This window comes from Chelativorans multitrophicus (assembly GCF_011317445.1).
Lineage (GTDB): Bacteria > Pseudomonadota > Alphaproteobacteria > Rhizobiales > Rhizobiaceae > Chelativorans > Chelativorans multitrophicus.
The window spans coordinates 1,706,623-1,730,032 of sequence record NZ_JAAAPL010000001.1; the positions used below are offsets into that span (position 1 = coordinate 1,706,623).

At 62.6% G+C, this 23,410-nt stretch carries 16 protein-coding genes; 1 reads left to right on the plus strand and 15 read right to left on the minus strand.

The features are described from left to right. Positions 1–52: 52 nt before the first annotated feature. From GNP00_RS08300 to GNP00_RS08310, 3 genes are all read right to left on the minus strand, one after another. Positions 53–1,090 carry a DUF7146 domain-containing protein gene (locus GNP00_RS08300; protein ID WP_166015894.1) on the minus strand — a complete coding sequence of 346 codons (1,038 nt, stop codon included), beginning with the start codon at positions 1,088–1,090 and terminating at the stop codon, positions 53–55. Then, positions 1,090–5,412 carry a strawberry notch family protein gene (locus GNP00_RS08305; protein ID WP_166015896.1) on the minus strand — a complete coding sequence of 1,441 codons (4,323 nt, stop codon included), beginning with the start codon at positions 5,410–5,412 and terminating at the stop codon, positions 1,090–1,092. Before GNP00_RS08305 ends, GNP00_RS08300 begins: the two co-directional genes overlap by 1 nt. Before the next feature lie 158 nt (positions 5,413–5,570). Beyond that, a complete protein-coding gene (locus tag GNP00_RS08310) occupies positions 5,571–6,353 on the minus strand; it encodes an antitoxin of toxin-antitoxin stability system (RefSeq protein ID WP_246263708.1) in 783 nt (260 codons plus the stop codon). Between GNP00_RS08310 and GNP00_RS08315 the strand changes: the two genes are divergently transcribed. Then, positions 6,334–7,356 carry an IS110 family RNA-guided transposase gene (locus GNP00_RS08315; protein WP_166015897.1) on the plus strand — a complete coding sequence of 341 codons (1,023 nt, stop codon included), beginning with the start codon at positions 6,334–6,336 and terminating at the stop codon, positions 7,354–7,356. The two genes, GNP00_RS08310 and GNP00_RS08315, sit on opposite strands and share 20 nt — an antisense overlap. 344 nt (positions 7,357–7,700) lie before the next feature. Here the strand turns inward: GNP00_RS08315 and GNP00_RS08320 are convergent, their stop codons facing one another. The 12 genes from GNP00_RS08320 to GNP00_RS08375 form a co-directional block, all read right to left on the minus strand. Further along, positions 7,701–8,147: a hypothetical protein gene (locus GNP00_RS08320; protein ID WP_166015899.1), complete on the minus strand. Its 447-nt coding sequence runs from the start codon at positions 8,145–8,147 to the stop codon at positions 7,701–7,703. 64 nt (positions 8,148–8,211) lie between these two features. Then, the gene (locus GNP00_RS08325; RefSeq protein ID WP_166015901.1) at positions 8,212–8,760 is read right to left on the minus strand and encodes a hypothetical protein; all 549 of its coding nucleotides are present in this window, start codon (positions 8,758–8,760) and stop codon (positions 8,212–8,214) included. A gap of 200 nt (positions 8,761–8,960) precedes the next feature. Next, positions 8,961–9,125, minus strand: a complete 165-nt coding sequence (locus GNP00_RS08330; protein WP_166015903.1) for a hypothetical protein — start codon at positions 9,123–9,125, stop codon at positions 8,961–8,963. Positions 9,126–9,542: 417 nt separating this feature from the next. Further along, positions 9,543–9,848: a hypothetical protein gene (locus GNP00_RS08335; RefSeq protein ID WP_166015904.1), complete on the minus strand. Its 306-nt coding sequence runs from the start codon at positions 9,846–9,848 to the stop codon at positions 9,543–9,545. 96 nt (positions 9,849–9,944) lie between these two features. After that, on the minus strand, positions 9,945–12,083 hold the full coding sequence (locus GNP00_RS08340) for a Spo0J and enkurin domain-containing protein (protein ID WP_166015905.1): 2,139 nt from the start codon (positions 12,081–12,083) through the stop codon (positions 9,945–9,947). A gap of 124 nt (positions 12,084–12,207) precedes the next feature. Continuing rightward, positions 12,208–12,603 carry a DUF2958 domain-containing protein gene (locus GNP00_RS08345; RefSeq protein ID WP_166016025.1) on the minus strand — a complete coding sequence of 132 codons (396 nt, stop codon included), beginning with the start codon at positions 12,601–12,603 and terminating at the stop codon, positions 12,208–12,210. Further along, entirely contained in the window at positions 12,600–13,559 is a 960-nt protein-coding gene (locus tag GNP00_RS08350; RefSeq protein WP_207634020.1) for an ArdC family protein, read from the minus strand. Before GNP00_RS08350 ends, GNP00_RS08345 begins: the two co-directional genes overlap by 4 nt. A 341-nt stretch (positions 13,560–13,900) precedes the next feature. After that, positions 13,901–14,113: a KTSC domain-containing protein gene (locus GNP00_RS08355; RefSeq protein WP_084758556.1), complete on the minus strand. Its 213-nt coding sequence runs from the start codon at positions 14,111–14,113 to the stop codon at positions 13,901–13,903. Between the two features lie 8 nt (positions 14,114–14,121). Then, positions 14,122–15,957, minus strand: coding sequence for an ATP-binding protein (locus GNP00_RS08360; protein ID WP_166015906.1), 1,836 nt, complete (start codon positions 15,955–15,957; stop codon positions 14,122–14,124). Then, the gene (locus GNP00_RS08365) at positions 15,954–17,177 is read right to left on the minus strand and encodes an SIR2 family NAD-dependent protein deacylase (RefSeq protein ID WP_244980383.1); all 1,224 of its coding nucleotides are present in this window, start codon (positions 17,175–17,177) and stop codon (positions 15,954–15,956) included. Before GNP00_RS08365 ends, GNP00_RS08360 begins: the two co-directional genes overlap by 4 nt. A gap of 72 nt (positions 17,178–17,249) precedes the next feature. Next, entirely contained in the window at positions 17,250–20,639 is a 3,390-nt protein-coding gene (locus GNP00_RS08370) for a UvrD-helicase domain-containing protein (protein ID WP_166016028.1), read from the minus strand. Continuing rightward, on the minus strand, positions 20,639–23,293 hold the full coding sequence (locus tag GNP00_RS08375) for a PD-(D/E)XK nuclease family protein (RefSeq protein WP_166015907.1): 2,655 nt from the start codon (positions 23,291–23,293) through the stop codon (positions 20,639–20,641). Before GNP00_RS08375 ends, GNP00_RS08370 begins: the two co-directional genes overlap by 1 nt. Positions 23,294–23,410 lie beyond the last annotated feature (117 nt).

The window sequence follows — 23,410 nt, forward strand, 5'->3', positions numbered from 1 at the left end:
CAGCCTATGCGCATGACAGGATCGGAACGGCCCGATCACGGCCCCGTACCGGCTATGCTGTTGGAGCCATGAAGCGGCTGACGTCCTCGGGAGCGATTTGCACCCGGATCTCTGCCCGAACGGCATCCAGCCCGTAAGTTGCGAGATCTTCGTTGAAGTCCCCCATCATGGGCGAGAGCGTGATGGCCTCGATCCCGGCCTCGTGCGCCCGGTCCACCAAGCTATCACGGGCGCTGTCACCTGCCGGATCGTTGTCGCGGACGATATAGAGCCTTCGCAGGTGCGGCGGGAACAGGATGGCCGTGAGGTGTCCGGCCGAGAGTGCGGAAACCATCGGCATGATGGGTGAAGCCTGACGCAGCGACAGGATGGTTTCGATACCTTCCCCTGCTGCCATGACATCCTGCGCATCACCGAAACGAACCGCATGTCCGAGCAGGTCGCCCATTGCCTTCCTCGGCGGATCGACAGCTGCCTTGCCGGAACCGTCCGGGGCCAGCCATGTGCGGTGTGCGCCGGTGATCCTGCCATCGAGGTCGGTGACGGCGGCGATCATGGCGGGCCATGTTTCGGTCGGGCCATCGTCCTCGGGCCGCCAGTAGCAATTGGGATGGAAGCGCAGATTTGCGGTCTGGCGTAAATCCGTAATGCCGCGTCCGCGTAAATACGCTTCTGCGGTACTGCCGATCAGCGGCTGCGTCATGCGCCAGAGGCGGCGTGCGGCCTCGGATGATCCCGATGGTGCTGGCGTTCGGGACGGACGGGATGGCGGCTGCGGTTCAGGATGCGGCAGGCTGAGGAAGCGCCGGGCTTCTTCGGTAACGTCTGCGAAGTCGATCAGACCGAGCGAGTCGCGGATCACGTCCAGCAGATCGCCATATTCCCCCGTGGCCGAGTCCTGCCATTTACCGGCAATGCCTTTCACGCTGTCGTGCAGCCGGACGAACATCGAGCGGCCAGCCGTGTTTCTGACATCGCCAACCTGCCAGTAATTGCCCTGTTTGCGACCATTCGACAAATAGTGACGGCACACCGCCTCGGCCTGTCGGCCGAGACGCTGCGCCAGTTCGGAAGCGTTGAGACGCGCCATTATGCGGCCTCCCGCTCACCGATGCGTTCAACCGGGAAGCGGTCGAGCAGTTTGCCTGTGATCTCCGGTCCCGTTGCATCGACGGGCACGAAGAAGCGCAGTTTCCACGAGATGATCTCGCTGAAGAGGCCATAGGCCCGCAGCCGGTCGCGCATTGCGTCAGTAAAGCCGGTCAGTTCGATCCGGCTGGCGCCCATGACCCGGACGCGGCGCAGTTGCAGCCCTTCGGCGAGATCAAGGATCGTGCGACCTTCGATCAGCGCGGCATAGGCGGCATCCGGTGTCAGGTTGCTGGTGACGCCACTGGTCGAGGCATTGGCAGCCCATGCCGGCGATACCCGGCGACCGATGATGCGTTCGCCCTCGTCGGTCTGGAGCCGATAGACGCGGGAGGAGTCCTGCGGCAGGCGTTTCCAGATTGGCAGAAGCAAACCTGTCACCATATGCAGGATGCTGTCGGTGAACTCCGGCACCTCGGCCAGTTCCGCCTTCCAGGCCACGGTGAAGGCGGAACGATCGGCCTCAAGCCAATGGGTTTCGCCCATCGCCCGAACCGGAATGTTCATCGCCTCCATGGGCCGGATCAGCCGCACGCGCCGTTCGATCTCGCCATCATCCAGCATGACGCTGGTGGTCGGGATCTGAACGGCGGCACGACCGGATCGCTCGTTGATGAGCAATCTTGCGCGGGGATCATCCAGTTCCGCCAGCGCGGCATCGAGCGCAACCGGCTGATTGCGTTTGCGCTCTGTGAGCGTCAGGAGCCGCGTTTCTGCGCCGGTGCCCGGATGGGTGTGGATCACCTGCCGGTCCGTGACGATGAAGCTTTCGGCCTTCAGCGTCTCCAGCCCCATATCATAGGTGCCGGATGCAATCGCACCGTCGATCCGCGCCTGCAGAAGCTGCTCGAAGGCCGAGAACAGGATGCCCTGCAACTCGATGGTCAGCGCCAGCAGGCGGTTGAGGAAGGTGGTGATCGGCGGAAGTTCGTCCTTCACACCATTGCTGTCCATCAGCTTCAGCCCGGTGGCGGATTCAAACCGTTCGAGAGAGCAACCCTCGACCTTGCCGCGCACGATCAGCAGATAGAGCTGGCGCAACGCATCGCGGGCATAGGCGGATTCCAGATTGTCCTCGGGACGGAACAGCCCCTGACCGCCGGTCTGGCGCTGGCCGCGCGTGATCGCGCCCAGCGTGTCGAGGCGGCGGGCGATGGTCGAGAGGAAGCGCTTCTCGGCTTTGACATCCGTGGCGATGGGCCGGAACAGCGGCGGCTGCGCCTGATTGGTCCGGTTGGTGCGCCCAAGCCCCTGAATGGCGGCATCGGCCTTCCAGCCCGGTTCCAGCAGATAATGCACGCGCAGGCGCTGGTTTCGCGCAGAGAGTTCGGCGTGATAGCTGCGTCCGGTGCCACCGGCATCAGAGAAAACCAGAATGCGCTTCTGGTCATCCATGAACGCCGAAGTCTCGGCGAGGTTGGCAGAAGGCGCTCGGTTCTCGACCGCAAGACGTGCCGATGCTCCGTCACCCTTGCGCACGATGCGGCGCGAACGGCCTGTGACTTCCGCCACCATATCCGTGCCGAAGCGCTGGACGATCTGGTCGAGCGCCCCCGGCACGGGTGGAAGCGAACCGAGTTGCTCTAGCATCTCGTCGCGCCGCGCCACGGCTTCGCGGCATTCCACCGGCTGACCATCGCGAAAGACAGGGCGTGACGACAGGTTCCCCTCGCCATCGCTGAACGGCTCATAGAGCTGCACCGGGAAGGAATGCTGCAAATATGAGCCTACATACTCCCTGGGCGTCACATCGAGGGAAATATCGTTCCATTCCTCGGTCGGGATCTCGGACAGCCGCCGTTCCATCAGGGCTTCGCCGGTCGAGACGATCTGGATGACGGCCGCATGGCCCGCTTCCAGATCGGCATCGATGGAGCGGATCAGTGTCGGGGTCTTCATGGAGGTCAGCAGATGGCCGAAGAAGCGCTGCTTGGTGCTTTCAAAGGCCGAACGCGCCGCAGACTTGGCCTGCCGGTTCAGCGTGCCTTCGCTGCCGGTGATGTTGGCGGCTTCCATGGCCGCGTCCAGATTCCCATGAATCACGGCGAAGGCGGCAGCATATGAGTCGTAGATGTGCCGCTGTTCGTCCGTGAGCTGATGCTCGATCAGTTCATATTCGACGCCATCGTAGGAGAGTGAGCGGGCGGTATAGAGGCCGAGGGACCGCAGATCGCGCGCCAGCACCTCCATCGCCGCAACGCCGCCGGCTTCGATCGCCTCGACGAACTCAGCGCGGGTCTGGAACGGAAAATCCTCACCGCCCCAGAGACCGAGGCGCTGTGCATAAGCAAGGTTGTGTACTGTGGTGGCCCCGGTTGCCGAGACATAAACCACGCGGGCATCGGGCAGCGCGTGCTGGAGCCGCAGGCCCGCACGTCCCTGCTGCGAGGCGGCGACATCGCCGCGTTCGCCTTTTCCGCCACCGGCATTCTGCATGGAATGGCTCTCGTCGAATATAATGGCTCCATCGAAATCGGACCCCAACCATTCGACGATCTGCTTGACGCGGGAAACCTTCTCGCCCCGGTCGTCGGAGCGTAGCGTGGCATAGGTGGTAAAAAGGATGCCTTCCGACAGCGCGATCTTTGCGCCTTGAGGGAAGCGTGACAGAGGCGTGACCAGCAACCGTTCCATGCCGAGCGCCGACCAGTCGCGCTGCGCGTCCTCGATCAGCTTGTCGGATTTGGAGATCCAGATCGCCTTGCGCCGACCGCGCAACCAGTTGTCGAGAATGATGGCGGCGGACTGGCGACCCTTGCCAGCGCCGGTTCCGTCACCGAGCATGAAGCCCCGGCGAAAGCGGATCGATCCCGTAGAATCTTCGGGCGCGGCGCTCACATTGTCGAAATGCTCGTCCACGGTCCAGGCACCCGCGAGATGATCGGCATGGGCTTCCCCGGCATAGATCACCGTTTCGAGCTGGGCGTCCGACAGACGCGCGCAGATGTCGGCGGGCAGCATGGGCCGGTAGGAGGGCTTCGGCGGTGCGACCGAGGCCATGGCGGCGGATTGCACCAGCTTGGTCGGATGCGGCTGCGCGCCAGCAATGCGCAGCGATTGCAGCGCATATTCCTCATAGATGGCATCGGACAGGCGAGCGCCTTCCGGTGGCGTCCAGTCCACGGTCTCATAGGCGAGTTCGACGCCCTCGGGATCGTTGGCGGGAGCAGCAGCAGGCCGCGCAGCTGTCGCCCGGGCCATATAGCCCCGCACGGTTTTCGGCGCGGTGGTCGAAGCGGACACCACGATCGTCGGCAATGATACCGGCGAACGCTGTGGGACATGCGCCTCGATCCAGCCGATCAGCGTGGCAACGTCGGGTGCAATTTCCGGTGAGCCCGGGAAACTGGCCGGATCGTCGGCGGGCAGCTTGTCGATCACGGTCAGCCGCGTGTCGATTGTGGTGCCATGCTTTGCATAGACCGCACCATCGACGGCGGCGGTGAACACCACACGGCCACGGGCCTGCAAGCGGATGAACGCGTCCCGCCAGGCCGGAGCTTCGGGGCCAAAACCTGCACCGGTGATCGTCACCAACCGGCCACCGGGAGCAAGACGGGCCAGCGCCGAGGCAACATGCCGGTAGGCCGCATCTGCCACACGCCCGCTGACATTGGCCATGACCGAGAATGGCGGGTTCATCAGCACCACGGACGGGACGGCATCTGGTGCGAGATGATCATCGATCTGGGCGGCGTCGAACCGGGTGACGGCGAAGGCCGGAAAGAGCGAGGATAAAAGATCGGCGCGGGTGTCGGCGAGTTCGTTGAGGATCAGCGAGTTGCCGACAATCTGCGCCAGGATCGCGAGAAGGCCGGTGCCCGCCGATGGCTCCAGCACCCTGTCTTCAGGTGTGATCGCAGCTGCTGTCAGAGCGGCAAGGCCGAGCGGGATCGGCGTCGAGAACTGCTGGAAGTTCTGGCTTTCCTCGGAACGCCGGGTCTGCGTCGGCAATAGTGCGACGATCTTTGCCAGCACGGAAATCCGTGCAGCCGAAGAAGCGGCTTTACGGAAAAGCGCTTTTCCGTATTTGCGCAGGAAGAGAACCGTAGCGACCTCGCACGCCTCATAGGCCAGCTTCCAGTCCCAGGCGCCGGTCGCATCGGATGCGCCGAAGGCCGTTTCCATCGCACCGCGCAAGGTGGCGGCATCGACGCGCTCACCGTGTTCGAGATGGGGGAGCAAAAGATTGGCCGCAGCCAGGATCGCAGGCGCAGCCGCCAGTGGCGTGACCGGATCGGCCACGGGGAAAACCATGTTCATGTCGGGAACCTCAGGAGAGCGGGAAGGACAAGCCCGAACGGCGCTCTCTTTCGACCACCCGGACCTGACTCCTCCCGGCCCACCTCTCACTCTCAAAGCGCAGCATGAAAAAAGCGCCCCGACCGGACGGCGGGGCGCTTGTCAGCGTCATCTCAGGATCATCCGAAGCGGCGTCCGCCCTCGGTGAAGGTGTGTTCATTGGCGGCGATGGTTTCATCGACCGCCTCGTCCGAGGATAGATAGTCATATTCGCGTTCAAGCTGGCGGTAGAGCCATCGAGCCAGATCGCGCAGCGCCTCGATGATCGTCTCCTCGGCATCGGCGGTCATGTCCTGCCAGGTCGGGCTGTCGCGCTCGACCGAGATCGCCATGCAGTATTCGTGATAATAATGGCCGCGATGGCTGGCATCGGCGCGAAGCTGATAGAAGTTTCGGCGCTGGATCGCCTGAAGGGCATCGGCGATGTGGTGCAGTTCGCTGTCCTGTGGGGCGTGTTCCCGGATCAGGCGCGGTGCATGTCTGCGGTAGGAATACCAGGATTCAAAGCAGGCACCGTCCCCCTGCGAGGAGAAGCCGCGGAACCAGATGCAGGGGTCTTGCCGTGTGCCGCCGCCCATCAACCGGATGGTGCGGGTCTTGAGGTTCAGCCCGAGGATTTCGGCGATGCGCTGGAAATCACCATAGACGGCATCGTACCAGTCATAGTCGAAGCCGCCCTCACGATACCAGGCGCGGGCCTTGTCCTTCGCCGCATCGGACAATTCGCCCAAGCGATAGACGGTGGTTTCGATGATCTCAGATGCCGTAATGGGGCGGCTGCCCGGGGCTGAAGCGGATCCAAAACTTTTCCCGCTGGGAAAATCGGAACCTTCGTCGTTTGATTCCGGCTGCCTGTTATTGGGATCAAGAGGGGAGTGATCTATGGGTGTTTTCGTTGGCATTGACGTATCTCTCGAGAATTCTGCGGTTTGCGCCGTGGACGAACACGGCAAGCTTTTGAAGGAAACGAAAGTTGCGAGTGACCCCGGGGCATTGAACGCCTGCATCAGGAGCATGCCGGGAGTAGTAGAAGCGATCGGTATCGAAGCCGGACCCTTGTCCCAGTGGCTTCATAAGTCTTTGACTGACCTTGGACTGCCGGTGGTGCTGATGGAGACCCGGCAAGTAAAAGCCGCCTTGAAAGCGGCGCCGGTAAAGACCGATCGACGCGATGCCGCTGGCCTGGCCCGCTTGCTGCAAATGGGCTGGTTCCGACCAGTCCATTGCAAGTCGCTTTCCGCGCAGGAGCTTAGGGTTCTTCTCGGTGCACGCCGATCCGTGCAAGAAGCCGCTATCAACATCGAGATGTCTATTCGGGGCATGCTGCGCAATTTCGGACTTCGACTTGGTCGGATCGGCAAAGTCAGCTTTGAAGACCGGGTTCGCGAATTGACCGATGGCAACAAGCTCATCCAGCTTTCAATCGAGCCGATGCTCAGGGCTCGAGCTGCGTTGCGCAGCGAGCTTGTGCGCCTTGAACGCCTCGCACGAGACATCACGCGCGAGGATCCGGTTTGTCGCTTGATGATGACGATGCCCGGTATTGGTCCGGTCGTCGCATTGACTGTCCGCTCAACCATCGATGACCCCGGCAGGTTTCGGCGGTCTAAAGATGTTGGCCCATCAATCGGGTTGACTCCTCGTCGCTACCAATCCGGAGAGACGGATATCATCGGCGGTGTCACCAAAGCTGGCGATCTGGATATGCGGACCGCACTGTATCAAGCTGCCACCGTGGTGATCCATCGCTCGAAAAAGCCGACTTGGTTGCGCGCATGGGCGGAACGGGTTGTTCGTCGGCGTGGAGCGAAACGAGCGGCGGTCGCTCTGGCCCGCAGGATGGGTGTAATTCTGCATCGCATGTGGGTCGACAACACAGAATTCCAGGCCGCCAGACAGGTTTAAGGCAAGCCAGTCGAGCCGCCGCGAATGAACAACAATCTGGCCGCCCTAAGTGCCGGCCATCGAGGTCCTCACCAGGACGCGGTCTCCGATGACGCCGTTCGATGCCTTGTCGCCGGAGCCTCCGCTCCGAGCACGTATCTCAGATAGGCGCGCGGAAACCGCAATGAACCAGCATCAAGTTGGCGACCACTGCGTCGACCACGGACAGAAGCGCGAACCGGTGTAGGATCATAACCGATGGAACGACATCGAAAGCGCCAGAGGGGGGTGCGCGCCAAGACTTATACGTTCCGCAGAGTCATGCCCTCGAAGTGCTCAGCTTCGAGAGTGCGTTCGTTTGGAAATTAGCCATTGACTGCACTGGCCCCATTACAGAAGGCATAGGGATCTCTCCCTTCGAGAACCGCGGAAAGCCAACCATCGGTGTCGATCCAGTCCACCGTTTCGCCGATGGCGAGATCAAGGACATGCGTCCCGCCACCGAACCCATCCAAGCGAGGTCGAGAGCAACTGTTTGCCCATTGCAGTCCCCATGATCCGGTCAGGCCGAGGGTCGCCGCGCAGTGCATGACGAACCGGATGACATGCTCGGGGTCGCCGGTGTCATCGTCGCGTATCCAGAGCTGCGTGCCGTCATGCTCAGGCTGGATCGAGAGCAGGAAGCTGTTGGCGGGTTCATGTTCGGCGCTGCTTCCGTCCGGCAAGGCATTATAGAGATCGACGGCACGGACGGCATTCTCATGCGTCCCGACATCGAGCAGGCAGGAAAAGTGGGTGTGATAATCGGCCATATCAGCCTCCTGAAACAAGAAAGCCCGGCATGGCACCGGGCGGAATGACGGGGATAGGTAGCGGTCACGCAGCCTGCGGCAGGTGAAGCAGCTCGGCCGAGGTTTCACGCCAGAAGGGATCGACCAATCGGGCTTCCAGCGCAGCGGCGCGGTAGCGCAGCCGTCCCACATCACCGGGATCTGATGTCCGGAACGCCGTGCCGCGCAGGCGGCTGGCCTCGGTCACGATTCTGCGTGCCTCGGCATCGGATGCGACCGGCTGTTGCCAGAGGATAATGCCGGCGCGGATTTCACCGGCGAGGACCAGGCGCTGATCTCGGTCCTGAATGAGCATGATGCGCGGCTGAAAATACGGGAAGCTGTCCGGCTCCGTGCAAATATCACCGCGCGACAGGCGCAAGGCCGCCGCCTGAATGGCGTCTTCCGGTGACGGGTATTCCCCAAGCGGGATCACGCGGTCAAAGCTGTTCGCCGTGTTACTGGCGTCATAGCTGGCCACACCAAGGCACGAGATGCGCAGCGGCAGCTTTCGCGCCCGATAAAGCGCGGGCAGAACATCGGCAGCCAGAATCTGGCCGATAGAGCGGAAGGTTTCGGAACGGGCAAAGGTCATCGGGATTACTCCATGACGGGTGCCGGTGAGCCTCTCTCTCCAGCCCTCAACCCGTCACGGCCGAACGGCCCGCACTCTTCCTCTCTGACCGGGCTTGTTCCCGGTTCCGCTGCCGACGATGAGGGACCATCGTGAGGCACTGAAGGCCCGAAGCGCGGGTCTCCGCGCTCGGGCCGTCGGGGATGAGGCGCTTTCGCGCCTTACTCCCATGGGTCCAGCTCCAGCTTCACCATGTCGTCGTCGCCGTCGAACTCGGCGGCGGGGCAAGCGGCGTGGGTGCCGTCTCCGGCCTGGAACACAACGATCGAAACCATCAGCGTGGTGGCGAGGCTGGCGGCGAAGGCAATGGCGTCTGCATAGGACATGGGTTCCGGCTCCTGTCTTTGGAGGCGGGGGACCATCCCCCGCGCGACAGGCGCCCGAAGTGTCTGACCGGATCTGCAATCACCCGAGGGCGTTCGGACTTTTTCCGAATCCCCGAGGGCGGCACGCGCGCGTAAGCCGACCCCTTTGGGGTTGAATGTCAAAGAGACGGATCGGACCAAGGTTTGCGAATGGAAGCGGGGGTGGTTTTTCGCATCTGACAGGATGCCGGATACCTGTCGCAGATGCTCTGCCGCGCCAGCCTTGCCACCATGCTGGCATCAGGATCGTGTTCCCTTCAGGCCAGAGATGGCTGCCGCTTGTCCTGATGGGGATGGCGGATTGAATGGTGAAGCCGGATTGGACCCGTCCGGTGCAGACCTCGCATCCTCACGGCCCGATACCCTGCGATCGGGTCTTCAGCTCCAAAGCCCATCGGCGATTTCGCGGGCGATCATCGCGCGTGCTTTCATCATCAGATCGTCGCCCGATGTGTCGATATGACCATAGAAGCGCGCGCGGCCGCCATAGGCAGCCCATTCGGCGTAGCGGCAATATTCACGAGCATCGAGCCGGAACACCCGCATATCTTCGGCCCAATGGGGCTTTGGCTCGACGACGACGGTGATGCCGTCGCGGGTTTCTTCCCAAGGCAGCGTGCGTTCGTTCGGATGCATCTCCCGATCCTGGGCGATGATTTCGTCAATGCTGATGCTGGCAGCCATGGCGGCTCTCCAAAGAAAAGCCCGATCACGAGGACCGGGCGAGTTGCGGAAATGGCGGGTGATAAACGGGGCGACCGAAGCCGCCCCGCATGAGTGCTATTCAGCAGCGACCATATGCTGTTCTTCCTCGTCGTCAGCCGGGTCGTCCTCGCCATCACCCGAGAGGAAATCGGGCAGATCATCGACTTCCGCCACAGCGCCCGATGCCGGATCGACGTCGATACCATCGTCCACCATGCGCAGCGGCTCAGGCAGCCAGCCAGTCTCGGCCAACAGGCGTTCGGCTTCCTTGGCCATGTCGCCCTTCTTGAGGTGCCCGATCAGATCGGCAGCCCGGTCTCCGGCCCCTTCGCGCACGGCCTCAAGAATACGCGGCTTGGTCACGCGGCCGAGATAGTTGCCGACGGTCGGTCGCCAGCCCACCGCCACCATGTCGAGGCCGGTCGAACGCGCGAGCCGGTCAGCCTGCGACAGGCGGATGTCCAGCCCGTGCTGACTGACGCCCGTGCCGCTATAGGGGTTGGGCTTTTCATAGAGCGCGTTGACACCGTAGCTGACGCAATGGGCGAGCAGATCCATGCGCGAACCATCATCCAGATCGGTCAGCCAATCCCAAAGTGCAGCATCGTCTGCCGGAACATGATCGCCCCAGCGTTCGTGCCGGTCTGCAATGGCCTTGGCCGACGCGCTATCGCGCAGATCCTCGGCCTGTGCGGGCAGATGGACCTCCCGGACCTGTGCTTCGAGGCATCCCTTGCTGGAATGCGGCATGAAGCAATCCATGACCAGCCGGTGGAGCAGTGCCATCATGGCGACATGCGGGTTCACGGCCACCGCATCCCGCAGCGCCAGCGTGCGATGCGCAGTCAGTTCGCTGACTAGGCGATCGGGCAGCGGCTTGATGGTGTCTCCCTCGTCTTCCTCCTCCGTTTCGACCGGCTGGCCGCCCAGCGTGATAACCGCACGCATGCGGCTTGCCTCCGGTTCTGCCCGCTGGATCACTTCGCCGGTTTCCGGGTCAACGATCTCCGCCTCCGGTCCCGCAGGCGCTTCATCCTCGGCGCGAACATAGCCACGTTCGATCAGCAATGCGCCATCGGCGTCGACGCTGATGAAGACACCCGCCATGCCGATCTGTTCCGGCTCGAAAGTCATCGGACGGCGCTCGAAGGTTTCCAGCGCCTGTTCGATCTCACCCAGGCGGGCGTCGATCTCGTCAGGCAGTTCGTCAGCCTCGCCATATTCGGCTTCAAGCCGGTCATATTCGTCGCGCAATGCCTCGCGGGTGGCGCGCTCTTCTTCGCTCAGATCGACCGTAGTGCCGACAATCTGGCGAAGGCCATGATCGTGACCATAGGGAAAGGTGATGGCGACCTCGATCCATTTCCAGCCCTCGGCGGCGATGGCTTCGGCCTCCGCTTTCAGCTTTTCGCCCACCAGCCGGCCGAGCAGCACCGGATCTTGCAGCCAGCCACCATCGTCCTGCTGAAAGAGATCGCGCAGCACGCAGCCGCCAGCCTCCTCATAGGCCTCGATACCAACGAACACTGCCCGCTTGTCGGCGGCGCGGACCGTGGTTTCGGTCAGCAGGCGGCGGATGTGGTAGGGTTCTTTCTGCCAGCCATCCTTGATCGCTTCCCAGACATGCTCCTGCCGGGGATGGTCAGAACTGACGCTGAAGGCCATGAGTTGCTCCAACGTCATGCCGTCCTCGGCATAGACGTCGAGCAATGCCGGTGAGACGGAAACCAGACGCAGGCGCTGCTTCACCACCTTGGCGTCCACGAAGAAGGCAGCGGCGATCGCTTCCTCGGTCATGCCCTTGTCGCGCATGGCCTGGAAGGCGCGGAACTGGTCGAGCGGATGCAGCGGTGCGCGCTCGATATTCTCGGCGAGCGAAACCTCGTCGATCAGCACATCGGCGCTGGCCTCCGACACCACGCACGGAACCGGCGCGACCTTGGCGAGGCGCTTCTGCTTGACCAGCAGTTCGAGCGCGCGGAAACGGCGACCGCCGGCAGGCACCTCGTACATGCCGGTTTCCTTGCCATCGGCATCCACGACCGGGCGTACATGCAGGGACTGGATCAGGCCGCGACGAGCGATGGACTCGGCCAGTTCCTCGACCGAGATCCCGGCTTTGACGCGCCGGACGTTGGACTGGCTGAGAACCAGCTTGTTGAAGGGAATGTCGCGCGAGGACGACAGGGTGATCTTCTGAACGGCAGTGGCCATGTCAGTTACTCCATGACGGACGCCGGTGAGCCTCTCTCTCCGGCTATCAGCCCGTCACGAAGCGAAGCGCCGCCCTCTTCCTCTGAAGAGAGCGACGCCAGCCGCAGAACCTGAAACCCGGAAGTCAGGCACTCCGGTTTTCTGTATCGGCGGATGTACGGGAAAAGCTCGCGTCGACGCGGTAGAGCAGACGCTCGGCGGCGCGGATGCTGCCGGTTTCGCGGGCGGCCTCGGCCCAGACCGAGATCGGGAAATCGCCGGTGAACAGCAGATCGCGCTCGATGCCCATGCCGAAGGGCAGCCGGACTGACTGCATCTCGCTCAGGCTCCACGACCCCAGTTCGGGAGAACCGAGATCGGCCAGGCCGAACATGATGTCGCCACCCTCATCCAGTTCGGTAGCGAGCCAGACGCCCTCGCCGAGGGGGTTGAAGAACTTCACGACCGGGATGTGATCCAGATCGCGCTGGCGACCGTTCGCGAGCAGACGGTCGCGCTGTGTGCCGGTCAGGAGGATCATGCCGCAGCCCTCCGGTCGGTTACGCTGGCATCCGACTCCACGGTGTCCTCGGCCGGCAGATGCGACAGCAGCCAGTCCGCCGCCTTGCTGGCCTGCGAAGCCGCGCGGACAATGGCGCGGGAATCCTCGCGCATGACCTCCAGCCACGACCCGATGTAATCGGCATGGCGGACGGTCGGCACGATCCCGAGCGCGGCGCAGCTGAAGGCCGCAGCTTGCTCGGCAATCATCTCCTCGAAGGCGTATTTCTTCGAACCGAACGAACCTGTCAGATCTCGGTTGAGACGGCTGTGGTGGCCGCTGGCGTGACCCAGTTCGTGCAGGGCCGTCCTGTGCCAGTTGATCGGCTCGAAATAGGCTTGCGGAGGCGGCACCTGCACATAGTCGAGCGACGGCATATAGAAGGCGCGATTTCCACCGATACGGAAATCGATGCCGGTGGCACGGATCAGCGCCTCGACCCGAGGTTCGATCAGGCCCAGCGGCGGCGGCACGACTGCCGTGATGTCATCAGGCAGACCATCGCATTGCGCGGCGTTAAAGACCGTGAACCGCTTCAGGAACGGAATGGCATGCGCATCCTCACCCGTCTCGCGGGCACGGCGCTTTTCGTCATCGGGCGTGAAGCGGTCCGCATAAACGACGGTGGTGCCGCGCTCCCCCTTCCTGACATTGCCGCCAAGCGACAGCGCCTGGCGGAAAGTCAGCCACGCCTGACCGGGAAAGCCATGCTGGATGACAGCGCCCCAGAGAATGAGAATATTGATGCCTGAATAGGACCGGCCGGTTGAAGCATTTCTCGGCAGGCCCGGCGGGGCGGTATCGAGCGACGCACCCCAGGGCTGGACCCAGGGGAGACGCCCTTGCTCCAGCTCGGCGATGATCTTGTTGGTGATGTCGTCGTAAAGGTTGCTGCGCGCGCCGCCTTCTGCGGGGCTGCGATCATGTCTGGCCATCGGGATGATCTCCGCGACGGGCGCCGGAAGCCTCTCTTCCAGCCCTCAACCCGTCACGGAAAACCCGTCCGCACTCTCACTCTCAAGGGGGCGTTGCGGGGTCTCCCCGCTGATGGGGGTGCGTCGGCAACGCCAGTGCCGACCAGGGGGAAAGCTTTCCCCCAATATGCTCTCAAATTATAAGCGCTTAAAGTATCTTCAGATGAACAGCACGCCCGGCGCAAGGATCGAATGACGACAACTTACTTTACCCACAAGAGGCCCGCTCTGGAACCGGAAAACTCGTGCGACGAAAGTCGTTTCCGCTACAAGCGAACCACCAGGCAGCACCGATGCTGCACTTATCCAACACGTGAATACGGATATGCATTCCTAATATAGGTGTTGAGGAATTGCCCTTTTGACGGAGCCGCCATTAGCTGCTCATGCAATCCGGCAGGTACGTTGAAATACTGGTATATCGAGCCGTTCGTGAACTCGATTTCCAGCGTTTCACTACCGGGATCGTAGCCGATGGACGCGATGTTGCTGGAGGAAACAGGGTCTCTAAGCATATGTCTTCCTATTGCTCATCTTCGTTGATGGGAGTTCGATCTATTGCAATGTTCCGTACGACAGCGGTTGTTCGTTGCGCCCGCCACGACGCCACCATGCGATCATAGCCTTCCGCCACACGACGGGTCCGCCAAGCTGCGCTTACTTCTGGGTCAGAACTGCGGGGCAAGCGATCTGCCGGGGGAAGCGATACACGGCAACGCACGGGCAGTCGTGCGGCTTCGCCAGAGATGATGGTCTCCCCCGTCCGCAAGACGGGCAGTAGGTCCATGAGGCCTGATAAATTGTCAGGAAGAGCACCCTTCACGCGACCGCGATCGGCTGGGTTGGAGAGGCGCAGTGCTATGAGCGTTCCACACTGGGAGAGGATAGTCTCATCGATTTCGGAAGGGCGCTGCGAGACGAGCATGGCTCCAACTCCATACTTGCGACCCTCTTTTGCGATGCGCTTCACGACGTCAGCAGCGACGTTGCCGCTGTCAGGGCTCACGTACCGATGGGCTTCCTCCATCACGATCAGCAGAGGCCGGAGCACGCCACCTTCTGTCTTTTCCCGGCTCCAATAGAGCGCCTCGTAGACAACGCGGAGTATGGAGCCAATCAGCCGGACCAAGACGCTGCTGGGTACGCCGGAGAGATCAAGGATTGTGATTGGACGGTCGTGACCAAGCCAGCCGGCGAGCAGCGTATCAAGATCCTGTGCCGTTTGCCCAGCGAGGTCGGGCTCCCAAGGGCCGGGATGGAGGACAAAGTCGTACCGCCGGTCCAGAAGACGAGAGCGCAGCAGGTTGAGCGGGCGGCGGATGCCCTTAGCGGCCTGATTGAGGAACGGCCCGGCAGCTCCCATAGCGTGCGGAGTGTATCGAGGAGCGGTTAAAGTTACCGGGTTGCCCGCCGCTTCGAGTGCAGGCTGGTCGCGCTGCGGCCCGGTGAATGTGGCTGTTTCAAAGTCAATCAGGTCATACCAGAGCTGCTTCAGCGAGAACGGCACCGGACTGTCAACCGTGAGGGATTGAGGGTCGAGCCCGGGCAGTGCGCCAGCGCCCAGCCGGTTTTGCTTCAACTCCTGAATCTTGTCGGTAAACGCCATCAGATGATTGTCGCTGAGGCTGCCAGCGATGAAGTCGAGCAGTTCTTCAGCTTCCAGCGCCCAATAGGGCACAAACAGAGGCTCCTCACCGGGGGACGGCGTAGCACTGAACGTTTTGGCGAGATCTCCGAGTGCAGCGGAATACTCCCCGTGCACATCCAGTAGAAGAATGCGGGCGCCGCTAGTGGCGACACTCTCCGACGAGCGAACTATGGAACGCAGTATACTCGCAACAGTGGTTGACTTACCTGAGCCGGTCGAACCGACGATGGCGCTGTGGCGAGTGACCAGCGCGTCGAGTGACAAACGCACAATGATATTCTCGGCGCTTGAAAGCGTTCCAATTTCGACCTGATCTTCCTCTGTCCCGCCATATATGCGGAGGAGATCTTTCTGGGTCACCAAATGGACTGCATCATCAACATTGGGATGTTGACTGAGGCCACGCTCAAAATATTCGCCTGTGGCTTCGCCAGCCAGCTCGACCCGCATCCAGCGCCCGGTGTCCTGCCCCTCGGCTTCCAGAACGGCAACGGCATCCGTCACAGCTCCTGCCCCAATCTCGGCAACAACACCATAGAGATCCTGATATCCAAGAGGTATACGGACAAAGCTCCCTACCTGACCGACGCGGTAGGTATGACCAGCTATCATTGCCAGTCCGGACGAGAGGGATTCTGCCAGCCTTACGGTGATGGTCGAGCCGGAAACAGCACTTACCCTTCCGAGATAAGTAGGGTCGGTTGCACTCATGCCGGCACCTCGGTCGGATCATTGCCGTCAGTCGCGAGACCCGCGGCAGCTTGGCGAGCCAGGTCCGGCGAGTAGGACAGCGCGCAGAAGCGACTAAAACTTGCAAAGTCGCCCAGGAGAAAGGCATCTCCGCTGCCACGTTTGCCCCAGAAACTGGAACGGATATCCCCCCAGTTCTTGGGCAAATCACCCAATCGCCACTGTCCAGGAATACCGCCGATCACAGCAGCATCTGAGGCATAAACTGACAGGTTTGGGTGTTCGAACGCAAGCTTCCGTGCGGGTTCCTCTTCAGCAAGAGTCTGGAATTGCAACGCAATGACCGCTGCATTGGCATTCATTGCGAGCGCCTCGCCCAGCACTGCACAGATATGGGCATCTCGAAACGAAAATCCCGTCGTCAGAAGCACCGTGTCCGGGGTCAGCAGAAACCGCTTCAGTCTCTCGAACAGCGCCGCGTAAGGCTGCTTCTGAGTGAGATCGTACTTCAGATGGTCCGGGTATACGAGTTCGGTACAATCTGCACCTCCGCTCCTCACCACAGTTCCATTGTCACTTTTCCAGCCCAGTGATCCGTGCAGTTTCCAAACGCGCGACCAACGCGGGGGCAAATCGTTGCCTGCCACAGTGACCGGATCAAAAAAGGGTGCATGCCCCCCAGAAAAGCCGTCGAAATACGGTGCTTTTGCCTGCTCGAAGGCGGATTCAATCAATAGGTCGTAGTTTGTCGTGAATATTTCTACGGGATGAGCTCGCTGCGTACCGCTCACCCAAGAGACCAGTTCGTGATATGGAGTTCGACCTTCGGGTAGCTTGGCGCCGACGATCTCTCCGATAGCTGCGCAAATCGACTTCCCCAACCCAGCATAGCCTGCACCATCCAGCCCGTGCATTGGCGTGTCCCCCAGCGCTGTCTGAAGGAGACGAATCTTGGACAATATGGTCTCGATGTTGCCGCCATCCGGCAGCGAGTTGCGGATTGCAGCCGCTGCGGTTGCTTCCGTTCCAGTAAGGTGAACCAACGCCCGGTCTGTCAGAACATTTACACCCGGGATCAGCGGCTGACCTGTGGGGTCAAGTTTGCCGTGTGCATCTACTCTTACGGATAGGGGGCCACCCGCGCCGATTAGAACACCAATGCGTTTGCGACCTTGCGACAAGATCTGGCGAAGATCCGCCATAAAACGATCTGGATTATGCACCGTATCTAATGCGCTCATCGTTCCTGTTGCCTCCCCCGCACCGAAGTAATTGTGTTTGATGTTCGAATAAGATTGCCTGTTTGAACAGCGTTACAACGCGGAACTTCGAGTGGGCAGAACTGGTATGACCACTCCGGGTGTCATCAGCACAATCAAGCCGCGCTCTGCCCTGGTCATATCGAGATAGGCCCTAACCTGCGCGCGATAATGATCGAGTGTCTCCGCCTCCGCCGTCACATCGCTTTTCCAGTCCACGACGACGGCGGGGCGTCCCTCGGCCGTCAGGGTCAGGGCATCAGCGATCCCGGCCGTTGCGATTTCCACGCCGTCGGACATCTGTGCGGCGTAGACAGGAAATTCGGCAACAAGTTCCAGCCGCAAGGCTTTGATTTCAGGCAAAGCGAGAGTTCGGGTCACGCAGGCCGCCAATTCCAGCGCCGACAGTCCTATCGCCGCGTCGGCAGCCGGAGCCTTGCCGAGGGCACGGATAAGCTCGCCAGCTCGTTTGGTCAGGGCGGCTTCCGCTTCTTGGACTTCACCTGTCAGCACCTCTTCCATGAGCTTGTGGAGGATCAGCCCGCGCTCGCGGCCGCCCTGTACGAGGGCAGCGGTTTCCAGCACAGGACCGGGGTCATCGGACGATCCCGTCCAGAGGGAGGTTTCTTCTTCTCGCAGTACGGTCCCGGCGGCATTTTCGTCACGGCTGGGCGCAAGCCAGGTCAACCGCGCCTGCGCGGCTTCGATGGCTTCGGCTTCCTCGGCAAAGCTCACGCGTGTCTGGGTGTTGTCTGCGCTCGCACCGGCGGCTGCGAGATCGGCAGGCAGGTGAGATACGTCCAGACCTGGCAGGTCGGCCAGCGACAGGTCGACGAGACCGATCCAGGCCGATTTCGAGGGTGCGACATCGAGCCGAGGCAAAACGAGGAGTTCACGGGCGCGGGTGGCTGCGACATACCAAAGCCGGATACGTTCGCGATCCAGCTCATCCTTCTCTGCTTGGCGCGCTGTTTCGTAGCCCTCGGGCGTAACGCCCAGGACTGGGCAATAGAAGGTCTCGGTCTGACGTTCGATGATGGCGTTGTCGGGCGCCATGACGCCGGTCATGGTGTTGATCGGAATGACGATAGGCCATTCCAGCCCCTTGGCCGCGTACATGGTGAAGAGCGCTACCGCCTCCTCCTGCGCGTCGGGTCGTCCCTCAACTGCGCGGGCCTCGTCGGACCACGCCGCTGTCATAGCCTCGGAGAAGGCGCGCAGGCCGCGCACGGCGTAGCCAGTCGACAGACTGAGATAGAGATCGACATTGGCGAGCGCGCGCTCGGCCTGACCGCGATGGCGCTCGAGGAGAAGCGGACGGACGCGCAACACGTCTACGGCCTGCGAGAGCAGCTCGTGCGGGGTCGTGCTGTTGCCACGCCGGGAGAGCGATTGCAGCCGCTCGATGACATCGCGCGCGAGCGGATGCATGATGACAGCAGGGTCGATGCTGAGGTCCAGGCGCGGAATCCGATCCGGTTGTTCCTCCGAGCGGGGAAGTCCCCAGATGATGTCCAGCAGATTTTCTTCGGTGAGGCCAACCAGCGGCCCGCGCAGCAGCGCGCCGAGCGCCAGCGTGTCGCGGCGGTCAGCCAGAACGCGGGTCAGCGCGATCAGATCCTGCACCTCCTGGCGGCGGAACAGCCCCTTGCCGGCCTGGGTCGCGACAGGGATGCCGCGGCGTTCCAGGGTTTCCTCATAGCGCCACAGCTCCGCGCCCGTTGGCGCCAGCAAGGCGATGTCACCCGGCTGGCAGGGGCGCTCTGCGCCGCTGCGACAGTCGATGATGGTGTGACTTTCGATGAGCCGGGCGCACAGCTCGGCGATGGCGTCGGCTTCGGCGTCGCGCTGCTGTTCGGCGCTGGCCTTGCCGTTTTCGTCGGCCACGGCGATGTCGAGAGCCGCCACGCACAGGCCGCCCCGATCGTCATGGAACGGGTCGAGAGCGGTGAAGCCCGGCTGGCCATCGGCCGAGAGAACGGCCTCAAATCGCTCATTGACGAATGTGAGGATTGAGGCGCTGGAGCGGAAATTGGTTGAGATCGACAAGAGACTGTCGGCGTCCTGGGCGTGGAAGGCATCACGTGCCTGCACATAGGCGCCGACATCGGCGCCCCGGAAACGATAGATCGCCTGCTTGGGGTCGCCGACAAGGAAGAGCGCGCCCGGCCGGATTTGGAACCGCGTCCAGTCGTCATCGTCATCGACCGGCTCACCACACAGCCGCCAGAAGATTTCTGTTTGCAGGGGATCGGTGTCCTGAAACTCGTCGACGAGGACATGTGCGAAACGGTGTCCCAGAGCTTGGCGCACGGCGTCATGGTCGCGGAGCAAGTCGCGAGCGGCAAAAATCAGATCGTCGAAGTCGAGCTGGGCGCTGGCGCGTTTGTGGTCGCGGTAGCGTTGCAGGATCGGACGCGCTTCGTCGATCAGCGCGGCCAGGGCATGACCGGCGACGGCCTGCGCCAATGAGACCCAAGCGTCGCAACAAGAGATGTAGTGTGTTTCGGCGGCGTCGTTCAGCCGGTCGCCATCGGCCTTGGAGAAGCCAGCCTGCTTGGCCGTAGCGGCCCATTTGCCCTTCTTGCGGTAGGACGCGAAAGTGCCGGTCTTGGTGCAAAGGTCCGGGTGTGGTCGCGCGGTCAGGAGCCTAACAAGGCCGGCAGGCGTCGCAGGATTAGGGCCGTTCGCCACGTCGGCCGCCATTTCGGTCAGCCGCTCGACGATTGTCACCGTTTCCGGCTCGGCCGCAGCCACGCTTTCCATGAAGCTCGCGAAATCCGCTGTGGCTTGCCGAAATGCCGTGAGCCGGTCGTCAAGTGAAGAGACCGGCGGCGCCGTGAGTGTGGGGCGCCGGCGCATATTTTCGGCGATCTTGTGGATGAGCGCCACGGTCTCACCGGGGCTGTGCAGCACCATCTCGGCCAGGACACCGCCTTGACCGCCCGACAGGCGTTCGCGCAGCCAACCATCGACGATCTCAAGGAAGGTGAGATCAGCCTGGTTACGATCCATGACGCCTGCGCCAGGATCGATGTCTGCCTCCGCCGGATAGGGCTTGATCAGGCGCTGGCAGAAGCCGTGGATGGTTGAGCAGGTGATTTCGTCGATCGCTGCGCTAGCGGCGGCGAGATTGTCGCGATGAGCCTGGGACAACCCATCAGGCAATGCCACGCGCAGCTCGGTCGCAATCGTGCCGACCGAGAGATCGGCGACGAACTCGCGGACACGCGATAGAAGCTCACTCGCGGCGAGTTCGGTGAAGGTAACGGCGGCGATGGAGCGCGGCGCGATGCCTTCGGCCAGCATGGCAGCGATGCGGCCAGCCATGACGGCGGTCTTGCCTGAGCCCGCGCCAGCCTCGACCAGGATCGAGCGTTCATGGAGGCTGATCGCGGCGCGGCGCGCACCGTCGTCTTGCAGTACCTTGGACCCGCTGTTCATCATTCCGCCTCCCAGACCTGAGCGACTTCGCCAAGCCGCTCCGTGGCGGCAGGCATTTTCCGTTTGCAATAGGTGGCGCTGGCATTGGCCGGCAGGGCGAAGGCGAGATCGTCATAGTCGCCGCCGGTATCCGGGCCAGGCAGGGCCGCGCCTCCGGCGAGACTCGACCGTGCCGCGCGCAGATAGCCTGTGATCTCCGCCAGCACGGCCTCGGGATCGTCGAGCTGAAGATCAACGGGCTCGCGCGGGTAGAGCAGCGAGGCGCTGATGGCGACATCGTCGCCGAGAAGCGCCTTCACCGCGAAGGCGTAAAGACAGCGCTGAAGCTCGCGTCCACCGTTCAGACGTATCTCGCCGCGCGGCGGCCGTCCGGTCTTATAGTCCCGTACGAGGGTGCGCTTACCATCGCCCGAGATGTCGAGCCGGTCGATATAGCCCGCAATGTTGAAGCCCGTTTCGGGGATAGCGACCGGAGCATTAGCATCCCAGGGCGTCTCTGCCTCAGATTTCGGCTCGGAGCCGCCGAAGGGCACCTCTCCGTAGGAGCGTGTGCCCGGATGGACGTCATCACCGTAAGCCAAGGCGCGGCCCGCCAGCACGCGAGCGTCTTCGAGCGTACGGCTCCAGATGACAGCTGGTGGAACAGGGCGCTCGCTTTCCCAATCGGTGGCGACGGATTGTGCAGCCCGCGCGATTGCGGCTTCGATAGTCGCGGCGTCGGCGGAGGCGAGCCCCTCTCCGGTCTCGAGGTCGCGCAAGGCGCGGTCGAGAACCAAGTGAACGAGATCGCCGGTCCCGAGCGCGTCGAGCACAAGCGGTTCGGCGCTGCTCTGCGGTTCACGCCATCCGAACGCATAGACCCACACGAAACTCAACGGATTGCGCAACAGACGGCGCAGCGAACTGGCCGACTGGGTACGGCCGAGGATGGCGAGAATGAGCGGATGATCCGCCCGCACGAGCCCGTCATGGGGAGTGATCTCAGCCTGCCGCCAGTCACGCCAACAGCCCAGCGCACCTACTGCTTGCGGATCGGCAGCGAACTCCTGGGGCCGGGCCATGAGGCGGTCGGTCTCGCTGAAGGCGTGCGCCGGCGTCGCGTTGCGGCGCAGATAGGTTTCGTCGCCGCGCCCGGCAAGCAAAGGGCTGCGACCGAGCAGACGCCCGTCGCTGTCACGTCGGGCCCGCGACAGGACAACGGTATCGGCTGTCGTCGCGAGGATCGTATCGAAGTCGCGGCGGTCGGCGAGGTTGACTGGCAAAGGGTCGAGCACAGGGGTCGGGATAATATGGTGCGGGATCAACCGATCCTCGGCTATTCCGCGCGGCCAGCGAGAGGAATTCAACCCGAGGAGCCGAACGAAGCGGCGGGGCGATGCCGCGAGCGCGCTGGCCGGCATCCAGGCGATAGAGACGCACGCCTCCAGTTCGTCGTCCTGCTTCAGGGTTTCCAATATCGTATCGATCGAGGCAGCAGGACCGGCGAGCAGCGCCTTGCGCCAGATCGTGAGGGCGCGGCCCTTGAGGAAGGCTTCTCCGATCTCGCTGGCGGCTTCCGATCCTTTCACAAGGGTCTCGACTGCCATGCATAGCGCCGCAACGTGGTCGGCGCCGTCGGGCCAATCCTCCGGCGTCAGCCTGGCCAGCAGGCGATTCCATGCCTCCGGGGTCGAAAGCGGCGCATCGGTCGGCAGCACCCGCAGCCAGCCTTCGGGCAGGGCCTCGAAAGGCCCGCTGTCCCGGCAGAGCGCTGCGAGGCGGCGTAGCCGCGACTGCGACAGGCCGCGGATCACAATGTCGGCCAGCGCCGCAGCAGCCTGGCCCTCGCGGGTAGTGACAGTGCGGATACCATGGACGAAGTGCAGGTCTATATTGGCATCGGTGCGCAAGGCCAGGAAATGATCGTCATAGTCTGCGGGCGAAGCGGTCGCGATGGCGATCTCCGAAGCCGGTACACCCGAAGAGAGTAGTCTTCGAGCCCAGCGCATGGCTTCAATAGCCTCGTGATAGGACGTCGCCGCGCTCACGGAGCTGATTCCCGGCGTCTGCTCCGGTGCGCGCGCGATCGTGACGCCAGTGCCCTCTAGCCATGATGGCACGCTTCTTGGGCCGGCCGTCCATTGCACGGGGATATGAGCTGTGAGGGCCTGGAGCAACGGCCGCCAGCAGAGCGAGAGTTCGGTAAGCCCAACGATTTCAATCGAACCGAAGACCGTCTGCGCATGAGCGATACGGGCGTTTGCGGCCGTGACGATGTCTAGCGGTCGCATCATGCCAGGCGGAAGCTGCTCGAGAACGGCAGCTTCCAAGCGCGCGAAAGCGGCGAGACGTGGATGGTCGGCCCCGCGGGTGGCAAGATTGATGCCCGCACGCCATGCTTTGTGAAGCGTACCGACCGCCGCGTCGATCATGCCCGGGAGAGCCTTGATTTCCTCTAGCTCCCCCATCGGGGTAGCGGGCAGGGCTGTTTGGATGGCCGCACGCAGGCTGTCGTCATCAATGGGGCGCGCAAAGCCGCCCGCCAGCCGAACCGCGGCCTGTTCGAAAGACATAATCTGAAGACCGTGCCGGCCGCTGCGGGCCGCCGCCAGGCGACTCTCACGCATGGCAAGGCGGCCATGAACGACCAGAGTGGATCGATGCGAAAGGGTCATAAACGTCCTCCTCCTCCCGGACTCAGTCTTTGGGCTGAGAGTCATGCCGACGCTCTGGCGTTCACGCCATTGCCGCAGCATGTTCTGCCTCCCGTCTCGAATCTGATCGCCCATTGA

Coding starts and splice junctions, on each gene's coding strand:
- GNP00_RS08300 (WP_166015894.1), bottom strand. CDS start 1,090: ATGGCGCGTCTCAACGCTTCCGAACTGGCGCAGCGTCTCGGCCGACAG.
- GNP00_RS08305 (WP_166015896.1), bottom strand. CDS start 5,412: ATGAACATGGTTTTCCCCGTGGCCGATCCGGTCACGCCACTGGCGGCT.
- GNP00_RS08315 (WP_166015897.1), top strand. CDS start 6,334: ATGGGTGTTTTCGTTGGCATTGACGTATCTCTCGAGAATTCTGCGGTT.
- GNP00_RS08310 (WP_246263708.1), bottom strand. CDS start 6,353: ATGCCAACGAAAACACCCATAGATCACTCCCCTCTTGATCCCAATAAC.
- GNP00_RS08320 (WP_166015899.1), bottom strand. CDS start 8,147: ATGGCCGATTATCACACCCACTTTTCCTGCCTGCTCGATGTCGGGACG.
- GNP00_RS08325 (WP_166015901.1), bottom strand. CDS start 8,760: ATGACCTTTGCCCGTTCCGAAACCTTCCGCTCTATCGGCCAGATTCTG.
- GNP00_RS08330 (WP_166015903.1), bottom strand. CDS start 9,125: ATGTCCTATGCAGACGCCATTGCCTTCGCCGCCAGCCTCGCCACCACG.
- GNP00_RS08335 (WP_166015904.1), bottom strand. CDS start 9,848: ATGGCTGCCAGCATCAGCATTGACGAAATCATCGCCCAGGATCGGGAG.
- GNP00_RS08340 (WP_166015905.1), bottom strand. CDS start 12,083: ATGGCCACTGCCGTTCAGAAGATCACCCTGTCGTCCTCGCGCGACATT.
- GNP00_RS08345 (WP_166016025.1), bottom strand. CDS start 12,603: ATGATCCTCCTGACCGGCACACAGCGCGACCGTCTGCTCGCGAACGGT.
- GNP00_RS08350 (WP_207634020.1), bottom strand. CDS start 13,559: ATGGCCAGACATGATCGCAGCCCCGCAGAAGGCGGCGCGCGCAGCAAC.
- GNP00_RS08355 (WP_084758556.1), bottom strand. CDS start 14,113: ATGCTTAGAGACCCTGTTTCCTCCAGCAACATCGCGTCCATCGGCTAC.
- GNP00_RS08360 (WP_166015906.1), bottom strand. CDS start 15,957: ATGAGTGCAACCGACCCTACTTATCTCGGAAGGGTAAGTGCTGTTTCC.
- GNP00_RS08365 (WP_244980383.1), bottom strand. CDS start 17,177: ATGAGCGCATTAGATACGGTGCATAATCCAGATCGTTTTATGGCGGAT.
- GNP00_RS08370 (WP_166016028.1), bottom strand. CDS start 20,639: ATGAACAGCGGGTCCAAGGTACTGCAAGACGACGGTGCGCGCCGCGCC.
- GNP00_RS08375 (WP_166015907.1), bottom strand. CDS start 23,293: ATGACCCTTTCGCATCGATCCACTCTGGTCGTTCATGGCCGCCTTGCC.